We start from the raw sequence: 17,042 nt of genomic DNA on the forward strand, positions 1-17,042 counted from the left end.
GGTCCCCTCACCCCCTCGGAAGGACCCATGTCGAAGTTCGAGAACGTCTCCGTCAGCAAGAAGGCCAACGTCTACTTCGACGGCAAGTGCGTCAGCTACAGCCTCGAGTTGCCCGATGGCGCCTCGGTGTCGGTCGGCGTGATCCAGCCGTCGTCGCTCACCTTCACCACCAATGCTCCGGAGATCATGGAGCTGGTCGCGGGTGAGGCCAACGTGACCTTGGCCGGTACGACCGAGCCCATCACCTACCGTGCGGGCGAGTCGTTCAAGGTCCCCGGCGACAGCTCGTTCGACATCGAGGTCGTCGACACCCTGCACTACGTCTGCTACTACGGCTGACGAACCGGAGCCGGGGCGACCAGATCGGTCGCCCCGGTTCGCCGGATCTACTTCACCAGGAACTCGTCCTTGTACAGCCGGTTGGGCCGCGGGGCCGTGGCCTCGCTCAATTCCACCTGAAAGTCACTCTCGCGCTTGGTCCTCGGTCGGTAGCTGCCACCGAAGGTGACCATCACCGACCCACCGACGCCGGTCGTCCCGCGAGCCGACGTCGTTTCCCGGCCGGCGTTGAACACCGTCGCCACATCGCGGCCGTCGTTGCCGACCGCGATCTTGCCGTCATGGAAGAACTGCACGAACGTCCCGTTGTCCGCGCCGACGGTGGCAGCCACCGTGTGACCCTTCTCAGGGTCGAGCTCGAACTCCGCGTCACACTGCTGGCGCCGATCCACGGGGCCGGGCTCACCGAGGGTGCGCCCGATGCCGAGCAGCACGGTCTCGCCGAGGGCGTTGTGCCGCACGCGAGCTTCTTCGGTCCACAAATGGGTGGTCGACCAGACCTTCACGCGCCCGTCATCGAAAAGCGACACCCGGTCGTCGGTGCCGTTGCTGATCAGATATTTCGCACTGTTGGGGGCCATACCTTCCATCTTCCTCGCTTTCGCGCGCCGAAATCACCCGTTCGGGCGAGTAGATCGCCCGTAACGCTCTGCGCGCCAGGTCAGAAGCTTTTGTGCGGTACGCCGACGGTGAGACCGCCGTCCACTACGAACTCCGCGCCGGTCGAATACGAGGACTCGTCGGAGGCCAGATACGCCACCAGCGCCGACACCTCATCCGGCTCGGCCGCCCGCGCGAGCGGAATCTGCAGGAAGTCCGCCGGGATCCCCTCGGTCATCGGCGTGGAAATCAGGCCCGGATGCACCGAGTTCACCCGAATTCCCTGCGGCGCGAGCTCCAGCGCCGCCGACTTGGTGAGCCCACGCACCGCGAACTTCGTCGCCGTGTACCCGTGCAGACCAGGACTCCCCCGCATCCCCTCGACCGAGGAGATGTTGACGATCGACCCGCCACCGGCTTCCTTCATCGCCGGAACGGCCGCCTGCATCCCGAGAAACGTCCCGGTCAGATTGATATCGATGATCCGCTGCCACTCGTCCAACGCGAAGTCCACCAGCAGGTTCCCATTGACGATCCCCGCATTGTTCACCAGCACATGCAGCCCACCGAACTCCTCGACCGCGGCCGCCACGATCCCCGCCCACTGCTCCGGCTCACGAACATCGAGATGCCGATAGGCCACCGCGTCCCCGAGTTCCTTTGCCACCGTGGCGCCTTCGTCATCGAGCACATCGCCGATCACCACCGAGGCCCCCTCGGCGACGAACCGCCGAGCATGCGCCGCCCCCATCCCGCGCGCACCACCACTGATCACCGCAACCTTGCCGGCCAACCGTCCCATATCCGCATTCTCCTTCGTAGAAACCGAACCTCCTCACACCGTAGGAGGACAGCCCACCCGACGGACAGTATTGCTAGAACGCGTTCCAATTTCGCTTCCTGCGCGGACGATCCCGGCGAGCGCCACGACCGGAAACAGAAACAGCCAGAGGTTGGGAATCCACCACATCAGGCTGTACTCGCCCCGAATCACGTAGAAGTTCAGCGCCATCAGCCCTGCGGCGGAGGTCAGCGACAACGACACGATGATCAGCGGGATCGAGTAGGCCGAGCGCCTGCCGAGCGCGAGCCCGGCCAGCCCCAACCCGATCGCCGCGGCATCGAGTCCGAGAAACGACCAGTTCCACTGCTGGAGAAACTCATCCGACCCGACACTGATCAGCCCCAGCGCGGTGACGACCCAGTAGGCGAGGAAGCCCAGGTCGGTCACCAACATCACTCGCTTCACCACTCGCAGTTTTTGCATAACCACGGTTACATAATACCGGGTATGTAAACTCTCGTGTCAATGCCGAAAATCGTCGATCACGAAGAGCGTCGCCGCGCGATCAGCGCTGCGGCGTGCCAGGTCATCGCCACCAAAGGCTTGGCGCACACCACCGTCCGCGACATCGCGGCCGAGGCCGGATGCACCACCGGCATGGTCGTGCACTACTTCGCGGACAAACGCGCTGTGCTGCAAGCGGCGCTCGGCGCGGCATCCACCGCTGTCGCGGACCGCGTCACCCGCATGGCCCCCGAGTCCGCCGATCTGTACGAGCTACTGAGCCAGTGCCTGCCGATGGACCGAACCCGTCGTATCGAATGGCAGGTGTGGATCGCCTTCTGGGACTGGGCCACCCACGACGCCGAGCTCGCCGACGAACAACGCGCGCGTTACCGAGCCTGGCGCGAGGCACTCGAACTGGTCCTGACCTCCGTCGGCTACCGGCCGGGCCCCGACCTCGGCAACGCGGCCGAGTCCCTCACGATCCTCATCGACGGTATCGGCATCCAGGCAGTCTTCGACCCTGAACGATTCCCCCCGGAACGTCAGCTGGAACTCCTGCGAAACCAGGCCGAACCGATTCTGGCCGAGCTCGCGACGAAATCCTGAATTCGCGCGATCAGCAGGCGATGTTGGTCGCGCCCGACGACTCGAACGAAATGTGCACGTGGTCATAGTGGTTCTGCGTCGGGCTGCCGCGATCCTCCATGTAGGACCACCCGTTGCCGTCGTTGTATCGCTGCTGCCAGATCACGTAGGTGACACCGAAGCGCGCCTTGTTGGCCAGCACGAAGTCGGCGATGGTATTGCCCAGCGCGAGGTTGCCCGTCATCACGTCGAGCGCTTGCCCCGCGCCGTGGTCACCGTCATAGCGACCGTGCGCACCACCGATGTCGGAGACCCCGAACATCTTCTGCAGCAGGTTACCGACCTGCGCCACATGCGGCAGAGTCCCGTTGAACTCCGTCCCGCACAACACCTTCACCTTCAGCGCCGACAACGCCGCCATCTCGTCATCCGCCCGGACGATCGGCCCCGGCTGCGGCGCATCGTGCGTCGGCGCGGCGGCGATCGGGTCGACCTCGATGGCCGACGTCGACAGCGGTTCGACCGAGGCCACCGCCTCGACCTGCGCACCCGGCCGCATCACCATCATCAACATGCCGGGAACAGTCGCCGCGAGACTGCATACGGCCAGCGGCAGCCGACTCTTGGGAGCCGACGGTTTGCGATGCGAAGCAGTCACGTTGTCTATCACCAGTCATTGTCGAGAGCAGGTCACCGTAAGATTACGAAATGGTCGCGGAAAAGTCACGCCCAGATACGCACCAACAGTTGGACCAGCATCTATCACCCAGCGCGATCCCGCAATCCTTTCGCCGCGTGTCGTTACAAAGACGGCCTGTCGCGATGATCGGCGCAGTGGTTTCCCACCTCTCCGGGACCAACCCGTCAAGGATCGGCATCGCGAGGTCCTCCGCGATCCCGCGTCTGCGTGGAAACCCTTCGATCCCACCATCTGGGAGCCGGATTCTGTAGTCGGGTCGAACTTCCGACGCGCGCTATCGGCTTGTTCGCCGGGCAGCGGTCCAGCGCACTCGGACTGCATCCGTCCACCCCACCGGCTGCCGGACATACCACCTCTGACGAGCACCGCACCGAATGTCGGTGCCCCTTGCTACTTTTCGTGCATTCGATCTCCACGAGCTCAGCGAGGACGCATGACCGCCGAAACCACCTATCTCGAACTGTCCGACGACGCGGGCTCCTCGCACAAGTTCTACGAGGTAGTCGTCACCGGAACGAACGTCAACATCCGCTACGGACGCATCGGCGAGCAGGGTCAGTCCAAAGCGAGCTCCTTCGCCACCGAGGACAAGGCGAAGTCGGCCGCGCAGAAAAAGATCGGCGAAAAGGTTCGCAAGGGCTACGCCCCCGCCGTCATGGGCGCGCGCGAACGCCGCACCGTCACCCGTCGCAGCATCACCAGCCAGCGCTCCACCGCCAAGTCGGCCCCCGTGCTGTGGCGTTTCGATTCCGGCGCCGCCGCCTTCGGCATCTTCGTCGACGAGCAGCGCTGCTGGGTCGGCAACGAGGACGGCGAGGTCTTCACCCTCTCCCCCGCCGGCGTCGTCACCAACAGCTACAGACTGCCCGACGCGGTCAAATGCATCGTCGCCGACGACTTCTGGATCTACGCGGGCTGCGACGACGGCCGCGTCTACGACCTGTCCGGCAAAGTCCCCCGCGCCGCCTACGACGTCTCCGCCGACGACGTCTACTGGCTCGACATCCACGACGGCATCCTCGCCGCCTCCGACTCCGCGGGCGGCCTGACCGTCATCGACCACGAAGAGGAATCCCTCTGGTCGGCCCGCAGCAAGGGCAACTCCGGCTGGATGGTCCGCGTCGACCCCACCGGCGTCTACCACGGCCACAGCGCCGGCGTCACCAGGTACCACCTGGAAACCGGCCGCTCCCAGTGGAATTCGTCCACCCGTGGCGCGGTCCTGTTCGGCTGGCAGGAATCCGACACCGTCTACGCGGGCACCTCCCACAACCAGGTCGAGGAAATCACCAAGCAGGGCACCGCCACCCGCACCTACCAGTGCGACGCCGCCGTCTTCTCCTGCGCCGCCTCCCCCGACGGCCGCTATGTCTTCGCCGGCGACTCCCACTCCTCGGTCTACTGCTTCGACGCCACCGGCACCCGCCTGTGGAAACTCGCCACCGGCTGCGGCTCCGCCTACTCCATGCAGTACCACGACGAAAAGCTCTACCTGGTCACCACCTCCGGCGCCCTGTCCTGCCTCGACGTCAGCGAATCCGCCATCCGCGACGCCGACCAGGGCGTCCTCCCCACCACCCGCTCGGTGAAAGCCCCCGAATTCTCGGCCGTAGCCCCCAGCACCACCCTCGAACTCACCACCGACGTCGGCACCGGCGTCATCGTCGAATGCCTCCAACACGGCGACTCCCTGCGCGTCCACGTCATCTCCCCCGGCTACGACCCCGGCTGGAACGTCCAATTCCCCCGCGACATCCGCCTAGCCGGCGCCCGCTACGTCGTCGACGCCGTCTCCGAATCCGCCCGCGGCGGCTTCTACCGAGTCCGCGGCGACATCCGCCGCCTGGGCTGAGTCCCCCAGCGGCCCAACCCCGACAGGTCACCACCCATCCCATCGACTAGCCGACGACGATGACCTGGACTCCGATCACCGCATCGGAACGCACGCCCGACGTCGCAGCCTCACCGCCAGCCACGAACGACTACAGTCCGCCAGTCATGAGGTGACGGCTGTGGCCGGCGGCGGGCTGCGTAGTCGGACCGGTCAGCTATAACGCCGAGTGCCGATGCCGCCGGTTGTGTCCGGTCTCGTGTCGCGTGTCTCAGGCTTCGTCCGGGCTCAATGCCGCCAGGGTGACGAAGATCGGCACCCCAGGTTCCGCCGTGATCCCTCGCCCGCGCAGAAACGCATCGATCATCCCCCACACCAATTCGTGCACCCTGCTGACGAATTCTGCGGAATCCGGTTTCGCGTCACTCAGCCACAGATCGGTCAGCACGATCATCACACCGACGATCGCCCGCGCCAGATATTCGATTCCCTCGGCATCCAGGGGAATCGAGCCCGCCACCGCCCGAGCCCTTTCCGCGAAGCGACCCGCCACCGCACTGGCGAGGTCGTACTGGCCTGTCGCGCCCTCACGATTCGCACTCGTCTGTGTCAGGAACCGGAAGACATTGGGGTGGGCCAGAATTCCGACGGCATAGTCAGTGAGCGCGCGATCGATAGCGACGTTGGGTGGCTGCAACAGCAGGGTCAGGTCCGTTCCCGTCGCGGCGAACGCCGAGTCGGCGAATCGTATACCGATGGCCGCGTAAAGGTCGCCTTTGTCGGTGAACTGCCGATACAGCCGCGGCTTCGTGATCCCGGCCTCGACCGCGAAAGCATCCATGCTCGGATAAGGCCCGTCACGATCGAGCACCCGAATCGCGGCGTCGACGATGACATCCCGGCTCACCGGCGGAGGTCGTCGACTGGCGCGGGTCACGGTCGAGAACCATACACGTACCAGCAGTACGATTGAGGTGATCCACGCACCGAGGGCAAAGGACTCTTTACAGAAGATGAGTCGTACCGGCAGTATCGTTGTCCGTACCGGCAGTACGAACTTCCGGACATCGCATCGAAGGAGACGGTCCGTGTCGGATGCCCTGCGCCAACTCACCGCAACACTCGGCGCCCCACCGCCACCCGACTTCGCCGCCCTCACCCCCGACGAGCTGGCCCTCCTCGACAACTACGTCAGCGCCGCCCTCGACCACCGCAAGGCCGCCCTCGACGACGCCCTCGACACCGGCATGCGCCTCATCCCCCGCCTGGCCCGCCCCGCCGTGAAGAAGGTGCTCGGACTATGACCGCGACCCACCACACCACCGTCGAACTAGCCAAACTGGCCCGCGTCCTCGACCGCGACCCCGCCGACCTGGCCTTCCTCGCCACCCTCCCACCCGCGGCCCTCCGCGAATTCCGCGACCAGATCACCGATCTCACCGCCCGCCGCGAAGCCCGCCGCATGCAGCGAGTCGGCGCCGCCGCCAAACTGGTCCCCGCCCCCATCGCCGCCAAGATCACCGAAGCCGCCTTCGGCCCCGTCCTCGCCGCCGCACTCGCCGGCTCCGTCGACCCAGCCCGCGCCGTAGCCATCGCCAGCGCCCTCTCCCCCAGTTTCCTAGCCGACGCCACCCTCACCCTCGACCCCCGCCGAGCAGTCGAACTGATCGCCCAGGTCCCCGGCCCGATGGCCGCAGCCGTCGCCAGCGAATTGATCAGCCGCGGCGACTACCTGACAATGGGCAACCTCGCAGGCTCAGTCCCCGACTCGGTCCTCCGCGCAGCCCTCCCCCACGCCTCCGACCTCGACATCCTCCAGGTCGGCTACTACCTCGAGGAAACCTCAGCAGCCGACCGCCTCCTCACCATCGTCACCGACCGAGTCCCCGGTGTCATCCGCGCAACCCACGACGCAGGCGAATGGCCCAAAGCAATCACCCTGCTAGCCCTCCTCGGCCCCACCGAACGCTCAAAACTGGCAGATGTCGTAGCCGCCCAAGACGACGAAGTCATCGACGGCCTAATCGCCGCAGTAGAAGAAGTCGACGCCTGGGACACCCTCCTCCCCGTAGCAGCAGGCATGTCCCCGCACCCCCTACAACGCCTGGCCCAACGCCCAGCCATGCAAAACCCCACCCTCCTCACCAAAATCGCCGACCTAGCCCTAACCCAAAACCTCTGGCTCTCCCTACTCCCCCTAGCCACCCACCTCTCCCCCACCCAACTCCACACCGTCGCCGCCCGAGTAGCCACCGAACCCGACGACTCCCTCACCACCCTCATAGAGCAAGCCCACGCCGAAAGTCATTGGCCCACCCTCCTGCCAGTAGCCCTCGCCCTCTCCGACCCGGACCGCAAACGCCTGGCTTCCCTCCCGGTAATGCACCGCCCCGCCTACCTCACCGCCGCCATAGAAGCCACCGCCACCCACAACCTCTGGCCCGAAGCCCTCCCCCTCCTCAACGACCTCCCCACCACCACCCACGACACCCTCGCGAACACCATAAACACCCTCACCGACAACGAATTCCGAGCCGCAGTCCAAGCCGCCCCCACAGCCGATTGCGCCACAACCCTGATACAAATCCTTCTCCGCCAGGACCTCGCCGCTCGATCCCGCTCCCTCACCCTCCTCAACGAAGCCGACAACCTGGAAACCCTTGTAGGCACCATCACCACGCAAGTTCCCACCATCTGGCAAGGCTTGTCCGGCATCCGCACAGAAATCCCCGAACAACTTCGCAACCTGCTCGTCGCACAAGCAACTCGATGCGGTCAACCAGAACTCGCGGACAGCTGACGGCCAGCTGATCGTCCAGAGACCTATCAGCATCCTTGCGACGAATAAGTCGTGATGGATGGCTGTGCGGGATATGTATTGCGGGACAGCATGTTCCGAATCGAGCAGAGCCGGAGAGCATGGGGTTGAGCGATAGCCTGGTCATCGCGGTCGGGCAATCAGGGTTGTCGGCGTGGGAAAAGGAGTCGGATAGGGAACATGCTCGCCCGGACCCGGCAGCCCGGACCTACGCAGCCGTTGTGTCGCGGCAGTAGTCTCCTCCGCGCCGGTGATGGTCAGCTGTGTGCGTGCCGCATCAATAGCGGACTCGATGGCCGAAGTGCACCAAGATCAACGACGAGGGGCTGCCCGCCATTGATCCGCGCTACCTGCTGGAATTTCTACTGAGTCGAGCCACCACAGCACGAATCGGACAACCGCTTCGGCCCACATCGCACCGACCATCAGCGCTGCAGCCTGGCCGAACTCGCCGTCCCTATCCCTTCGCTGGTAGAACAACAGTCGATCGTCACCACGTTGGTCGACCGGGAATCGCGCATCGAGTCCCTGCGGGCGGCGCTCCACTCGAAGGAGAACGCTCGGTACACGCTCGCGGACGGGCTACTCGGTAGCGAACTCGCGATGGACGAAGGCAGCAACCGAGCGACGGGTCCGACAAGGATTGAGTCAGCTTCCGCTACCCGGCGTCTTGCCCCACAACAACTTTCGCGTTTTCAGGAGCGTCTGCCACCAAGTTGATGTGGGCATTGACAAGTACCGACCGAGTAGCTGGACGACCAATCGTCCGATCCGGAGGGTTAGCCATCGTGGACCGGCTCCAGGTTGTCGACTGGCTCCTTTCGACTCCTCACCGAGCCAGATTCACTGTCGCCGAGGCGAATAGGATCCGAGCCACTCGGCGCAGCGCCCTGGTCCATCTGTCAGGATGTGAGTACGGGCACGTGCAGTAGGGGTCGATGCTCGTTGCAGGATTTCTGCAAGTTCGGGATCACGGGCCGATGGCCGTCAGGAGGGATGAGATTGACCAGCGCACACGGCGAAGTCACCATGCCGACCCAGGTTCGCCAGGTCGATCGGGCACTCCGGGATATCTATATCGACTCCGCGCTATTGGATATCAGCGATCTCGACGGTCGGCCACCCGCGGAGGTCGAACCGCGCGCGCTGTCACGCGCGCTCACCGCCCAGGCCGTCAGGGTCGTCACCGGATTCAGTCACCACGAGGCCGCCCTCACAGTGATCGACGGGGCGTCCGACCAGGGCATCGACGCGATCGCGGTGGTCGATGGCACGGACCCGCACATTTACCTCGTCCAGGCGAAATGGAGCAAGGCAGGTAAAGCACACAGCGATCGTTCGGCGGTCATGGAGTTGCTGGCGGGGTTGCGGCTGATCGACGATGGCGACTTCGAGCCGTTCAACCCCCGCGGCCGCGCACTCGCCGCACACGCCCACGCTGAGATGAACCGGCGGCCGGTTCCTGTTACTCAAGTCATTGTGCTGATGCGGGCCGACGAGGTAACAGCCGGCTTTACCGACGCGTTGGTCAATGGAGAGAAAGAGTTCAATCGACACGGCAACGTCCTCGACCATCGGATCATCCTTGCCCGCGAGGTGTGGGAGTCGATCCGAAGCGATTTGACGCCGCCGCCGGTGAATCTGGACGTGGAGCTGTTCCCGTGGTTCGAGATCGGATCGCCGCATCCGTCCTTCCATGGCGTGGTGAACGCCGCAGATATCGCTCGCTGGGTCGAAACCGGATCAGATCTCTTCAGCGCTAACATTCGAAATCCTCTCGGTCGGACACCTATCAACAATGAGCTGATCACGACATTGACTGAGGAGCCCGCAAACTTCTGGTACTTCAACAACGGCGTCACAGTGCTCTGCGAGGAAGTCGAACGAACCGCACACAACATGCGATCACCGCATAATCGGCCACTGTCACTGATGCTGCGTGGAGCAAGCGTCGTCAACGGCGCGCAAACCGTGAAGTCGATTGCAGAAGCTGTTCGCCACGACGATGCGGCCGGAGAGGCGCAGGTCAGCGTGCGCATCATCGTTACCGGCGCGGCGAAAGATTTCGCCAAGCGAACAACGCAGGCGACCAACCGTCAGAACCGGGTCGAGGCACGCGACTTCATCGCTCTAGAGCCCCTGCACGCGGCAATCATGGAGGAGATGCGCGCCGAACTCGGACTCGAATACAGCGTGCGGCGGGGTGAACTCGAGCCGCCTGCGGACGCGGGCTGTTCGGTGGTGGAGGCAGCGTGCGCGCTGGCATGCGCTCACCCTGACAGTCAATACGCGGCGCGAATCGCGACCACGTTGGATGTGTTGTGGGAGCGCGGTTCTCAGGGCATTCACGATGTACTGTTCCGTCCGCGGCCCAGCGTCTACCAGTTGTGGAACGCGGTACTGATCCTGCGCGCCGTGCAGCGCACCTTGCATCAATTGCGAAGTCATTTTGCGCGCCGTGGGGTGGTTCTGATGGATCACGGTATGTATCTGCTGACCCATCTCGTGTTCCGGAAACTCGACGCGGACGGATTCGATGAGGCCGATCCCGATCTGGCATGGTCCGCTCAGGCGATCGGACGAGTTCCAGACCTGGTGAAGCAGCTGGTTCCACAAGTGGCGACGACAATTGACGAGCGTTTCGGGGACCGTGCGCGCCTGCAGGCGGTGTGCTCGGACATCGACCGATGCAGAGAGATTGCTGAGTACGTTTTGTCCGGCGACACACCGTTCTCGGATGCGAAGGCACGTCAGTACCGCAGGAGCACCGCACCACGACCCCGCCGCCGCCCAAACGCCGTGACAGTGTTGATAGACAAGGGGATTCTGGCCGAGGGCACTGTACTCGTCCTGTCAGACAACTTCCCGGTGGAGACAGCGGCATTGGCGAGCTGGCTGGCTGCGGATCCCAAGCGCACACGGGCAACGTGGGTCGCGCACCGGCAGCGCCCCGTCCTGTGGGCGGCCGACGGCAACCAATACTCCCCGTCTGGTCTTATCGCGCACATGTGGGAGCTCGCCGAATGGACGGGTCGACCGGTCGCCAACCAAGGCACGACCCGGTGGATGACACAAAGCGGAGAAACCTTGGCGGATCTGGCTGGGCGGGTTCTCGACCAACTCGAGGATTCCACGGAAGACGCCGAGTAGTGACCTTTCCAACCACGCCTTACCGCCGGCGTTGGATGATTGCAGCAATCGCAGGTACTCGGTGATCCGATTTCGTCGACGTGGGAGGTCGAATGGAGTCCAGGTTTCGGCAGATGCGGCACCCGGAGCATCGAGCTGCCACCAAGGCGTTGGCACGCGAACCCCATATCACCGAACTCAACAGCTATGTGGGTGAGCTCAGAAATCGGTATCCGGAGCGGTTCGTGCCGCTTGTATCCCCTGAGTTCGGTGGAGTTCAGGCACGACTGATGTTATTGACGCTATCGCCCGGACGCCAGACTCGCGACGATGTCGCGCAAGGCTCTGGATTCCTGTCGGCCGACAACACCGACGTGGCGGCGGAGCGGATCTCAGCCGCGCTCGAATTTTCCGGAATCGACCGCCGCGACTGCGTCCCGTGGAATATATACCCCTGGTATGTCGGAAATTTCCGGAGTCACTCCGGTACCGAACAAGCGAGAATGCTCAGGGAAGGAGCAGATCTTTTGATTCAGGTGATCGCTCGGTTGCCCCGCCTGCGGTCAATCTTCATATTCGGCGACTTACCCCGACAAGCATGGGGCCACTTCGCGCAGCAGTACCCGCGAACCAATCGGATGCTACATAGGACCCACCATCGCAGTACCGGACCGGCTGGCTACATCGGTTCGCGGGAACAGCAAGCGGTGTGGCAGCAACAGCTGCTCGACAAGATGGTTCGGGCGAAGAAGTCATTGGACCAGCGGTGAGCGATTTTCATCCTGCGTGGCCCGAGCACTGCTGTCCATCGAGTCCCTGCTGGTACGACGCTTCCTGGTCGGCCGCTCCACCTCCTCGAAGCCGAGGGAGTCCGATTCTCCCCATACGGCCGCGCTGATTCGACCCAGCGCCTCAGCCCCGCCGAGCTGAAGCAGCTGCAGTCCGACGAGGTGCCGATGTGAAGCGCCGCTCGAGACCGGAACAGTCACACTCGCCTCTCCTCAGAGCTCATCGAGCAACGCCGAAACCTGCGCGGACAATGGATTATCCGGGCCACGCAATACCAGCAGATCATCGCGCAGCGGCTGGAGTATCCGGCGCGCGTCGGCGGACGCACCGGCATCGAAGTACAGCTCACCGAGCGACAGCCGCATTTCCAGGGCAGCCTCGCTACAGTCGCCGCCCGCGGCGACGATATCGCTCAGCAGCTGGTTCATGACCGCGAAACCGCCGTCGATATCGCCGATCTGCATGCGACAACTCGCAGCCATCGAACGCATCTCCCACGCCGACTCGCTGAACCGGCCTTCTGTGCGCCGGTAGGCCTCGGCGAGCGATTCCAATTCTGTTCGAGCCCGGCGGTATTCGCCACCGAGAACCCACGCGCCGACCACCTTTCGGCGGAGCTCGAGCACATCGACGTGGTCGGCACCCCGAGCGTCGGCGGCACTGTTGATGACCGCTATCAAGGCATCCGCGGCCTGCGCGAAGCGGTCGGCCTCGACCAGTTCCTCGTATCGATGCAGGGCGGTGTCGATCGCAGTGCGCAGGTGCAGTGGTGTCAGCGGCGCGGTGATTTGCACGGGAGCGGCGGACACTTGGGTCGGCTCGACCTGCGAAGTTTCCAGTGGGGCGTTGGGGCGGCGGAAGATCCGAGTAGGGTCGGGCAGTCCCGGGAGATACAGCTCACCGGGTGGGATCGGGGCTCCCGGCGCGGGCAGGAATGGCAGCAGGCGTTCATAGACCGCGTAGGCATCGGCAGGGCGGTCGCGCGGATCCTTGGCCACCAGGGCCAGCACCAGTCGCTCGAAGTCTACGGGAACATCGCCGCGGAATTCACGCAGGCCCAACGGAGCTACCTCGATGTGCATACGTTGCACCTCGTAGGGCGAATCGTGCTCGAAAAGTGGTTTTCCAACCACCATTTCATGCATAAGGCATCCCAGCGAGTACAGATCGGAGCGGGGCGTCACCGGGTGGTCGTGAATACGTTCCGGCGACATATAGCGCAGCGTGCCGATCTGCTGACCGGTTCGAGTGATCTTGGCCGCGCTCTGATCCAGAATGGCGGCGATCCCGAAGTCGATCACCTTCACCGAGCCGTCGCGGGTGAGGAGCACGTTGTCGGGTTTGAGGTCTCGGTGCACGACCGGTAAGGCATGCGCGTGCGAGAGCACGGTGGCGATCTGCGCCGTGACCGCCGCGACCCACGACAGTGGCAGCTGGGCATCGGGGTCGAGGTAGTCGCGCAGGGTGACACCATCGATCAATTCCATGACCAGGTAGACATTTTCGAACGAGGCATCGAGCACCGCGTCGTACACCTGCGGCACTCCGTGGTGCCTGATGCGGGCGGTGACCCGAGCTTCGCGGCGAAATCGCTCGGTGAACTCCTTGGCGAGTTCGCCGGTTTCCACCTGGTCCACCCGGATCCGTTTGATCGCGACCGGCCGGTCAAGCACGATGTCGTAGCCCCGCCACACCGCGCCCATGCCGCCCGAGCTGATCAGCGCGGTCAGCTCGTAGCGTTTGTCGATCAGTTCCCGCATCTAGTCCCCTGCTGCGTTATCGCGGCTCATGCCGCCCCTGTGTCACCATGTTGCCTTCTGATCATCCGCCACGCAGCCCGACCGAGTTGCCGATCGAGGGTCGCCTTGAATTTCGGGTCCGATTTGCTGAAGTACCGCTTACCGAGGTCCACCTGGGTGGCGTAGTTGTCGATCATCTTGTTCTCGAAGACTTCCTCGAACTTGCCTTGGAAGTCTTCTTCGTTGCTGTTGGCGAGGGCCGCGAGCTGCAGGTCGGGGTCGTCGAGCGCCTGCTGGAACGGTGCGGCGACGTCGGCCTCGGTGAATTCGGTGCCGAATCGCTCGTTGAACTGCGAGATCAGTTCCGAGAGCAGCGACTTCTCCGGTTCCTGCGCACCACCGGTGCCATCGCCGAATCCGGGCAGCACCACCGCGCCGTCGGCGCTGAGACTCAGGTCGAGTTCGCCGGTCTTCTGCAGTTTCAGGTAGCTGAGATCAACCTCGCCGACATCAACGCCACCGTCGGACCGCCGGGGCAGCATATTGAGCAGGTGCTTGCCGTAGAGGTGGAGCAGTTCGAGGTCGATGTCGCGGTAGGGCACGATCTGGGCGAGGAACCCGTACTTGCGGACGTAGTCCTTGAGGTCGGATCGGAAGGCTTCCGCCTGGTCCACGTCGTCTTCGTCGTCGCTGTGTAGGAGTTCGGCGAAGCGGTTCACTGCGGGAGCCAGGTGCACATACAGCTCGGCGTGCAGCTTCTGCCATTTCGCCTGCGAACCGGCCGCCTGCTGTTCAGCCTGCAAATAGGCGTCGGCGAAGGCGCGCATCTCGGCCTGCAGCAGGATCGGCGGGACCAGTACCTTGTCCTGCGCGAGGTAGAGCAGGTTCGGGTCGGTCGGCATCGACTCGGCCTGTTCGTAATACGGCCGGAACGAATTCTGGATGTCCTCACCGTCGTTGACGAAGTCGAGGACCACCAGGTCGTCCTGCGTCTTGCGTTCCTGGGTGCGGTTGAGCCGCGAGAGCGTCTGCACCGCCGCGATGCCCTTGAGTGACTTGTTCACATACATGGTTGTGAGCAGCGGCTGATCGAACCCGGTCTGATACTTCTCGGCGACCACCAAGATTCGGTATTCCTGCTGGCCTTTGCCACCGGAGCGGGTGGCGATGTCGTCGGCGCGGGTGTAGCCGAAGGCCTTGGGCAGCTGGGATTCGGAGAGCCCGCCGTTCTCCTTCGATTCACTCGTCTCCTCCCCTTCGAAGTCGAGCGGGCCCGAGAAGGCAACGAGCACGCCGAGATCCGGGTACTGCTGGCCGTAGCCGGTGAGGTCGAGATGGTCGCGGATGGCGCGGGTCATCGCGACAGCGCTCTTACGAGAGTCGGTGACCACCATGGCTTTCGCGCGACCCCCGAGCCGACCGCGGGTGTGGGCGATGAAATGTTCGACAACCACCTGTGCCTGCTGGTGCACCGTCGACGGGTGGGTGACAGCGAACCGCGCCAGCAGCGATTTCGCCTTCGCTTCGGGCACCTCGCGGTCGTCGGGGTTGTCGTTGACCAGACGGTAGAAAGTCTTGTAGGTGGTGTAGTTGCGCAGCGGGTCGAGGATGAAGCCTTCCTCGATGGCCTGGCGCATCGAATAGGTGTGGAACGGTTGATATTTGTCGCCAACCAACGTGCCGAATGCCTCGAGTGTCTTGGCTTTCGGTGTCGCGGTGAACGCGAAGTAGGAGAGGTTGCCCGCCTGGCTGCGGTCCTCGGCTTTGCGCCGCAACCGTTCGTCCACCGTCAGTTCGACGGAGCCCGAGTCTTCGTCGTCAGCGTCGAGCCCGAGGTCGCGCAGCGCGGCCCGCACCGCCGTCGCCGCATCACCGGACTGTGAGGAGTGCGCCTCGTCCACGATGATCGCGAACCGCCCGCCCAGCAGTTCGGTCGGTGTGCGCTTCAGGTAGTCCAGCAGCGCGGGGAAGGTATGCAAGGTGACCGTGATGATCTTCCCGGATTCCTGCGAGAGAGCTTTCGCGAGCTGCCCCGATTTGGCGCCCAGCTTCTCGTCGATCTTGACCACCAGACCATGCACCCGTTCGAACCCGCCCACGGTTTCGCTGAGCTGGCTGTCCAAGTTGCGCCGGTCCGTGATCACGATGATCTTGTCGAATACCGGTGTTCCCGGCTGCAATCCGGCCGCGTGCGCCGCCGGATCGAGCTGGGCGGCGTCAGTCGGTGTGTGCAGATCGGTGAGACGGTGTGCGAGCCAGCCGATGGTGTTCGACTTCCCGGAGCCGGCCGAGGCCATCACTAGATAGTTATGTCCCGCACCATGTTTCGCGGCATGTGTGGTGAGCTTCTTGACCACATCCCACTGGTGATAGCGCGGAAAGATCGTCGAACGGGTCGACTTGCCCGACGGGCCGGACGAGGACTGGGTATGCACGAACCGTTCCAGCAGGTCCAGCCAGTTGTCCGGATGCCAGATCTGTTCCCACAGATACGCTGTCGCGTGCTTGCCGTCCACCGGACTCGGATTACCCGCCCCACCCGGCTGTCCCGGCCCCTCCGATCCGGTATTCAACGGCAGGAACCGGGTGTTCTTGCCCTTCAACTGGGTGGTGACGAATGCCAGCAGCGGGTCGACCGCAAAGTTCGCGATCACCCGCTGCCGGAAGATCAGCTCGCTCGGATCCCGTTCCTCGCGATACTGCTTCTTCGCGTCCTCGACGGTTTGACCGGTGAGGGGGTTCTTCAACTCGGCAGTGGCGACGGGGATTCCGTTGAGCAGCAAGGCCAGGTCAAGACGGTTGCCCTTGTCGGCCAGCTTGGTGGCATACGGCAGCTCCCGCACCACCGTCAGCCGGTTCGCCCGGTAGCTGTCGAGGGCATCCTCGGAGGTCACTAGGTTCGGCTTGAAATACGCTACCCGAATACGGACCCCGTGATCCTTCACGCCCGACCGCAGAACCTCGATCAGGCCCTTCGAGTTCAACTGCTGATCCAGCATCCGGGTGAAACCACGCTGGGCTTCATCGGCGTCGCCGCCGTAGTAGAGAACAAGGTCATCCCACTCCGGCTGCTGGGTAGCGGCGATGAAGGTGAACAGTTCACCCATATCCAAGCCCACGTCCGCGCGATACTCATGCGGATTGCCCACGCGCCAACCACTATCGAGCATGGCGGCGACAATGGCGTCGCCGAAGACGAGTTCGCTATGGACTGGACTCAT

The 17,042-nt window shown here is 64.0% G+C and carries 14 protein-coding genes; 7 read left to right on the forward strand and 7 right to left on the reverse strand.

Annotated elements, in window-relative coordinates; genetic code table 11:
- Positions 1–27: 27 nt before the first annotated feature.
- Positions 28–339 carry a pyrimidine/purine nucleoside phosphorylase gene (gene ppnP, locus ACWGCN_RS21895; RefSeq protein WP_378992461.1) on the forward strand — a complete coding sequence of 104 codons (312 nt, stop codon included), beginning with the start codon at positions 28–30 and terminating at the stop codon, positions 337–339.
- A gap of 47 nt (positions 340–386) precedes the next feature.
- Here ppnP and ACWGCN_RS21900 read toward each other — a convergent pair whose 3' ends face one another.
- From ACWGCN_RS21900 to ACWGCN_RS21910, 3 genes are all read right to left on the reverse strand, one after another.
- Positions 387–920, reverse strand: coding sequence for a hypothetical protein (locus ACWGCN_RS21900; protein WP_378992460.1), 534 nt, complete (start codon positions 918–920; stop codon positions 387–389).
- Positions 921–1,000: 80 nt separating this feature from the next.
- Positions 1,001–1,741, reverse strand: a complete 741-nt coding sequence (locus tag ACWGCN_RS21905; RefSeq protein ID WP_358117638.1) for a glucose 1-dehydrogenase — start codon at positions 1,739–1,741, stop codon at positions 1,001–1,003.
- Between the two features lie 33 nt (positions 1,742–1,774).
- Positions 1,775–2,188, reverse strand: coding sequence for a DUF5360 family protein (locus ACWGCN_RS21910; RefSeq protein WP_378992459.1), 414 nt, complete (start codon positions 2,186–2,188; stop codon positions 1,775–1,777).
- A 60-nt stretch (positions 2,189–2,248) separates the two neighbouring features.
- Between ACWGCN_RS21910 and ACWGCN_RS21915 the strand changes: the two genes are divergently transcribed.
- The gene (locus tag ACWGCN_RS21915; protein WP_452458310.1) at positions 2,249–2,836 is read left to right on the forward strand and encodes a TetR/AcrR family transcriptional regulator; all 588 of its coding nucleotides are present in this window, start codon (positions 2,249–2,251) and stop codon (positions 2,834–2,836) included.
- Positions 2,837–2,846: 10 nt separating this feature from the next.
- Here ACWGCN_RS21915 and ACWGCN_RS21920 read toward each other — a convergent pair whose 3' ends face one another.
- Positions 2,847–3,473, reverse strand: coding sequence for a hypothetical protein (locus ACWGCN_RS21920; protein WP_378636434.1), 627 nt, complete (start codon positions 3,471–3,473; stop codon positions 2,847–2,849).
- Positions 3,474–3,948: 475 nt separating this feature from the next.
- On the opposite strand from ACWGCN_RS21920, the gene ACWGCN_RS21925 reads away from it, so the two are divergent.
- Positions 3,949–5,367, forward strand: a complete 1,419-nt coding sequence (locus ACWGCN_RS21925; protein ID WP_452458309.1) for a WGR domain-containing protein — start codon at positions 3,949–3,951, stop codon at positions 5,365–5,367.
- Positions 5,368–5,617: 250 nt separating this feature from the next.
- Here ACWGCN_RS21925 and ACWGCN_RS21930 read toward each other — a convergent pair whose 3' ends face one another.
- Positions 5,618–6,460, reverse strand: a complete 843-nt coding sequence (locus tag ACWGCN_RS21930; RefSeq protein ID WP_452529082.1) for a TetR/AcrR family transcriptional regulator — start codon at positions 6,458–6,460, stop codon at positions 5,618–5,620.
- On the opposite strand from ACWGCN_RS21930, the gene ACWGCN_RS21935 reads away from it, so the two are divergent.
- The 4 genes from ACWGCN_RS21935 (at position 6,435) to ACWGCN_RS21950 (ending at position 12,063) form a co-directional block, all read left to right on the forward strand.
- The gene (locus ACWGCN_RS21935) at positions 6,435–6,650 is read left to right on the forward strand and encodes a hypothetical protein (protein WP_449970755.1); all 216 of its coding nucleotides are present in this window, start codon (positions 6,435–6,437) and stop codon (positions 6,648–6,650) included. The genes ACWGCN_RS21930 and ACWGCN_RS21935 overlap by 26 nt on opposite strands.
- The gene (locus ACWGCN_RS21940) at positions 6,647–8,146 is read left to right on the forward strand and encodes a hypothetical protein (RefSeq protein WP_452458307.1); all 1,500 of its coding nucleotides are present in this window, start codon (positions 6,647–6,649) and stop codon (positions 8,144–8,146) included. Before ACWGCN_RS21935 ends, ACWGCN_RS21940 begins: the two co-directional genes overlap by 4 nt.
- A 1,020-nt stretch (positions 8,147–9,166) precedes the next feature.
- A complete protein-coding gene (locus tag ACWGCN_RS21945) occupies positions 9,167–11,314 on the forward strand; it encodes an AIPR family protein (RefSeq protein WP_452458306.1) in 2,148 nt (715 codons plus the stop codon).
- Positions 11,315–11,427: 113 nt separating this feature from the next.
- Positions 11,428–12,063, forward strand: a complete 636-nt coding sequence (locus ACWGCN_RS21950) for a hypothetical protein (protein WP_452458305.1) — start codon at positions 11,428–11,430, stop codon at positions 12,061–12,063.
- 231 nt (positions 12,064–12,294) lie between these two features.
- Here the strand turns inward: ACWGCN_RS21950 and ACWGCN_RS21955 are convergent, their stop codons facing one another.
- Both ACWGCN_RS21955 and ACWGCN_RS21960 read right to left on the reverse strand, forming a co-directional pair.
- Positions 12,295–13,842 (reverse strand): serine/threonine-protein kinase, encoded by a 1,548-nt coding sequence (locus ACWGCN_RS21955; protein ID WP_452458304.1) that lies wholly within the window; start codon positions 13,840–13,842, stop codon positions 12,295–12,297.
- Positions 13,843–13,868: 26 nt separating this feature from the next.
- A complete protein-coding gene (locus ACWGCN_RS21960) occupies positions 13,869–17,042 on the reverse strand; it encodes a type I restriction endonuclease subunit R (RefSeq protein WP_452458303.1) in 3,174 nt (1,057 codons plus the stop codon).

The organism is Nocardia sp. NPDC055050, assembly GCF_053608345.1.

What these genes read in the sequence shown, in the direction of transcription:
- ppnP (WP_378992461.1), top strand. Translation starts at nt 28, where the DNA reads ATGTCGAAGTTCGAGAACGTCTCCGTCAGCAAGAAGGCCAACGTCTAC.
- ACWGCN_RS21900 (WP_378992460.1), bottom strand. Translation starts at nt 920, where the DNA reads ATGGCCCCCAACAGTGCGAAATATCTGATCAGCAACGGCACCGACGAC.
- ACWGCN_RS21905 (WP_358117638.1), bottom strand. Translation starts at nt 1,741, where the DNA reads ATGGGACGGTTGGCCGGCAAGGTTGCGGTGATCAGTGGTGGTGCGCGC.
- ACWGCN_RS21915 (WP_452458310.1), top strand. Translation starts at nt 2,249, where the DNA reads ATGCCGAAAATCGTCGATCACGAAGAGCGTCGCCGCGCGATCAGCGCT.
- ACWGCN_RS21925 (WP_452458309.1), top strand. Translation starts at nt 3,949, where the DNA reads ATGACCGCCGAAACCACCTATCTCGAACTGTCCGACGACGCGGGCTCC.
- ACWGCN_RS21940 (WP_452458307.1), top strand. Translation starts at nt 6,647, where the DNA reads ATGACCGCGACCCACCACACCACCGTCGAACTAGCCAAACTGGCCCGC.
- ACWGCN_RS21950 (WP_452458305.1), top strand. Translation starts at nt 11,428, where the DNA reads ATGCGGCACCCGGAGCATCGAGCTGCCACCAAGGCGTTGGCACGCGAA.
- ACWGCN_RS21955 (WP_452458304.1), bottom strand. Translation starts at nt 13,842, where the DNA reads ATGCGGGAACTGATCGACAAACGCTACGAGCTGACCGCGCTGATCAGC.
- ACWGCN_RS21960 (WP_452458303.1), bottom strand. Translation starts at nt 17,042, where the DNA reads ATGAGTCCAGTCCATAGCGAACTCGTCTTCGGCGACGCCATTGTCGCC.